4 protein-coding genes are annotated in these 4286 nt (G+C 50.3%); all 4 read right to left on the bottom strand.

Annotated features, from left to right (window positions below; translation table 11 throughout):
- Window positions 1-216: 216 nt before the first annotated feature.
- Window positions 217-1281, bottom strand: coding sequence for a hypothetical protein (locus tag OK412_RS23375; RefSeq protein ID WP_089415247.1), 1065 nt, complete (start codon window positions 1279-1281; stop codon window positions 217-219).
- Between the two features lie 20 nt (window positions 1282-1301).
- Entirely contained in the window at window positions 1302-1739 is a 438-nt protein-coding gene (locus tag OK412_RS23370; protein ID WP_033757379.1) for a hypothetical protein, read from the bottom strand.
- A 23-nt stretch (window positions 1740-1762) separates the two neighbouring features.
- Window positions 1763-2821, bottom strand: a complete 1059-nt coding sequence (locus tag OK412_RS23365; protein WP_089415248.1) for a PAAR domain-containing protein — start codon at window positions 2819-2821, stop codon at window positions 1763-1765.
- A gap of 24 nt (window positions 2822-2845) precedes the next feature.
- Window positions 2846-4286 (bottom strand): type VI secretion system Vgr family protein (locus OK412_RS23360; RefSeq protein WP_264353660.1); only part of this gene is annotated, 1441 nt, incomplete at its 5' end.

Here is a 4286-nt window from a genome sequence, read left to right as displayed (position 1 = left end):
AAGGACGGTGATACGATCAAACATAGTGATTTCCCGGACTAATGGTAATCGGTGAATTAACCCGGGTATTACCCGCGACCGGGCAATACCAGTGGGTCAGACAAGCGTCTTTTATTGTTGCAGCGGATCACATGAAGAGTTAAAAAGAGGTGCCATGATACTCATTGCTACGAGGCGGAATGCCAGCTAAAAGATGATTAATTGGCAGGATCAGTATTATTTCACGTTGATATTCAGTGTCGCCAGAATAATTTCTACGCAGCGTTTATTCGCTTCAAAGTGATAACTTTTATCATTCCTGTGCTGCCCTACCAGTTCAACGTAGCACCACAAGCCTGAACAGTTGAATATGTAACTCTGGTAAAAGGCGCGCATTTTCTCTTCGTCGCTGTAGAGTTCACCTGTACAGGTCGATATCGAACCCAGCGCAGCATTAATATCATTAGGAATGGGTTCCAACTCGTTTGCCGCCAGCGTGACGGAATGCTCATGCTCCCGGAAACGTAGCGTCGACTTTTCAAAAACATCCTCTGCGGAATGGCATACGGTACCGGAATAAAAGTAAAAATTAATGACCCCGTAATTCACACCACCTATCGTGTGATCGACGATAAGTCTGTTCTCAGCAATAACGCTGGCATGCCATGAAGACGGTATTTTAAAAGTGTTTTCCCCATCCAGGTTTACCGAGGTCAGCAACTCCGCCATGGCTAAGTTACTGCGGTGCAGCAGATTCCAGTTAACCACTGTAAAATAGATGTCATTGGCAAGCGAAGGATAGTCGCGTGCTGCGCAGGACGCTTTTAATAAGAGGTAGTTCCCACCGCCGCTGTCCCGATTGTAATCTTTTTGAACAGTGTATCGTGAGATCACATCGTCACCGGAAGCGTGCGTTTTTAGGGTCAATACATCTGCAAAAATACCGTTTTCCGAGGCCTTACCGACAAGACGGCGGTGCAGGATTTTTTCGCCCATCATGGCGAGTTTTTTAAACAGCCAATCAGACGCATTCATCTCCCACTGGCAGCGTTCATACGCGGCCCAAACTTCCAGATAGAGTGAGTCATCCGTAGTTAAGTAGCGTCCGATATTGGTTAAACCGACATCAGGGAAGGCAACCGGCTCCAGTTCCACAGGTTTGAGGCTTTTAGGCAGCACAACCCAGTAATGCAGCATTTCTTCTCTGGCCGATGTATAAAGGCATTTCCAGAAGCGTTGTTCGATTTCTTCTTTAGAGAAACCCGGCGTAAGGGGAAAAGTATAGTCCGTTTCAAAATTCATAGCCTGTTTCCCTTCTTAATTTAATTCGCTAGCCAGATGCCGTAATAAATGACTATAGAGCCAAGAGAAACCACGCATTTTGCAAAGATGAGCATGCCAGGCACTAACTTACTGGCAGCAGGTGAAATTCGGGCATAATTATCAGCATTATATTTTTTTTGAAAACCCACAATCCCACTAAATAAAGTGCAAATCATGATAATCATAAACTTTATGCCAAGAATAAATATAAAAGAAATGCCTATTTCTTCCATTAAATCTCCAGCAAGATCATTACTAAATCCGGGAATAGCTAACACTAATCCTTTGAGCGCAAAGGCAAGTACTACAATACCAACCAGCACACCTACAAACTTCTTACCAAATCCTGCCCATTCTTTTTTATTATAAAAATCCTTTCCGTTCCAGACATAATAAACCGTTACAATCCAGAAAAATAAAAATGCTATAAATTTCATGTTAGAATCAACCCTATCTTTATTTAACCGCCAACTAAAACCGTTGCGCAACCGTTGATGATAGCACCATCTGCACCACCATTGCTTCCAGATTTTTCTGTACTATCCCTTTCACCAAAAAACAGGTCGCGGAGGGGTTTTAATGCAATTTTTACATTAATTTCGCCTGTTATCCCCAGTATAAAAGCTAACCTACCTGAGAGCTTTACTGTAGCTGAGTAATCGGTTTCATCCGCATAGGCAGTTAAACCTCCTGCTGCACCTACTGCGCCTAAATGTACTCCGCCTTTAGCATCAGCTACTACAATACCGTACAGGCTAACTTTCCCCGTAACGCTCTCTTTCACTGCCGCTGCACCTGCGCCACCCTCAACGCTGAACCCATATCTTCCTTTATTGCCGGTATATACTTCTGCAACCGCTTTTGCATCAGCAGTGCCAAGCGTCACATCGCCGGTAGCGATGGCATACAATGTGTTCTCTGTTCCTATTGAGCCCGTCGCGCCATATTGCATACCCGCCGCTGCGGCTTTGCCATTAATGCCATAGATTCCGCTATCACCGGTGTAAAGTGAGCCAGTTGCATTGGCATCCGCTATTTTATTCCGCAACTCACCTTTCAAAAGGGCGTCACTTTTCATATTCGCTAATGTGAGATTTTCAAGCGAAAACCCAGTCGACACAGTGTCATAACTACCATCATTGGTGCTGTCTTTCAGGCTGGCATACGCCCCTAAGATTCGCGCATCGTAGTGCTCGCCATGCAACATCCCATCCTCACCAGCCTTCTTCGCCAGCGAGCCTCCCCAGTATTGCGGGGGCGCAGGTTTACATTTCGCGGGAGCCGTCGCCCCGCCTGCATGACACTGCGTCTTATCACCCTGACGGGCCAGCGCCATACCGTTAACGAATACGCTGCCGGAGCCGCTGATGATAATACCGCCACCGTGTTGCTTACACGAAAATTCATCACCTTTTCGGGCGGCGGGAAATCCACCAATGATAACGTCAGGACTGCCGCACTGAATGGGGCCATCGTGAGCCGCTTTATCCACAGAAGCTCTGGCCGCAGGCATACCCATACTGATGTTCCTTTCAATAAGCGATTAACTGTTAATATTGACGACCGCGCCTTTGATGTCGGTGATGTTCGTGCCGGTAATGCTTACCGTATCATTTGCCTTTAATTCAGCATCTTTACCGGTACCTAAGGTGGTCAGCTTATTGCCTTTAAACAGTGCCTGCAACTCGCTCTCAGCATGGATATTTCCCGTATTCACCTGGATTTGAATGGCGTCGGGGGTGATCAAGATGTAATTCTCTTTCACCTTTAATTTAATGCTGGTGTTGGCTTCAAGCAGCGCATTGCCGTCTTTATCCATGGTCAGCACCGTTTCGCCTTCGCCAACATTAATAACGTGCTGGATGCCCGTATTGCTCACCGCATGTTCACCCACGTCGGCCTGACGATTGCGCTTTATCGTGACCTTTTCGTCACGGCCTATGCTTTTCTGCCGATCCACACCGACATGGTGCGTCTCACAGCTTTCCACTTCCGTATCCATATTTTTTTCGGCGTGGATCCAAATCTGCTCATGCCCTGCTTTGTCTTCAAAACGCAACGCATTAGCAGTATCGCTGTTACCATCCTTCGACCGGCTCAAAAACCCCATCTGCGTCGCCGCCGCCGGCAGCGCCCACGGCGGCATACTCGCCTCGTTATAAACACGTCCTGTGATGATTGGACGATCCGGATCGCCGTTGATGAAGTCCACCACCACTTCGTCGTTCACTCGCGGAATCTGCACCCCGCCGAATCCCTGGCCCGCCCAGGCGCTGGAGACGCGCACCCAGCAGGAGCTGGTGTCGTCGCCCTTCGCCAGCCGGTCCCAGTGAAACTTCACCTTTACCCGGCCGTAGCGGTCGGTCCAGATCGACTCGCCTTTGGGTCCCACCACCTTCGCGGTCTGCGGGCCGTGCGTTTTCGGCCACGCAGTTTCCGGCGGCGTGCGGTACGTCACTGACGACGGCAGCACCGTGAACTGGATGTTGTGACGGCTGTCGCCGGTGTCGCCGCTGGCGTAGGAATTTTCAGCGAAGTCATAGGTCGCCGAGGTCACCAGATACTCGCCGTTGTCGCTGAAGTGCGGCGCGTTGATGATCGAGAAGGTAAAGCCCGGCGCGATGCCGGTAGCCGTGCCCGAACCGCTGACGCTGTGGTGCTCGGCCTGCCACACTTCCTGACGGATGCGCGCGTAGGACTCACCGTGGCTGTGGTCGACAAAATGGCCCGGCCAGTCGTAAACGTCCACCGAGCCCGGCACCGGCGACGCCGGATTCTGCCGCGCCTGCAGCATCCAGGCGTTCGGCTTGCGGAAGTCGTAGTCGTCGGTGCTGTAGATGCCCGGCGTCACGCTTTCCGCCAGCGACCACTGGCTGATGCCCTCTTCAGTGACCACGCCGCCCGACGGGGTGACGTGATAGGCAATGGTCTCATAGCCCGGAAACGCCTGATGCTGGTCCGGCGCGTCGCACAGCACCAGCGTG

It is taken from the genome of Pantoea sp. JV6, assembly GCF_025910055.1.
In the GTDB taxonomy this organism is placed as follows: Bacteria; Pseudomonadota; Gammaproteobacteria; order Enterobacterales; family Enterobacteriaceae; genus Pantoea; species Pantoea agglomerans.
The sequence above is the reverse complement of the archived record's forward strand: the minus strand, read 5'-3'. Positions and strand labels throughout refer to the sequence as shown.

Excerpts from the sequence above, each read along its gene's own strand:
- OK412_RS23375 (WP_089415247.1), bottom strand. The coding sequence starts at position 1,281 with ATGAATTTTGAAACGGACTATACTTTTCCCCTTACGCCGGGTTTCTCT.
- OK412_RS23370 (WP_033757379.1), bottom strand. The coding sequence starts at position 1,739 with ATGAAATTTATAGCATTTTTATTTTTCTGGATTGTAACGGTTTATTAT.
- OK412_RS23365 (WP_089415248.1), bottom strand. The coding sequence starts at position 2,821 with ATGGGTATGCCTGCGGCCAGAGCTTCTGTGGATAAAGCGGCTCACGAT.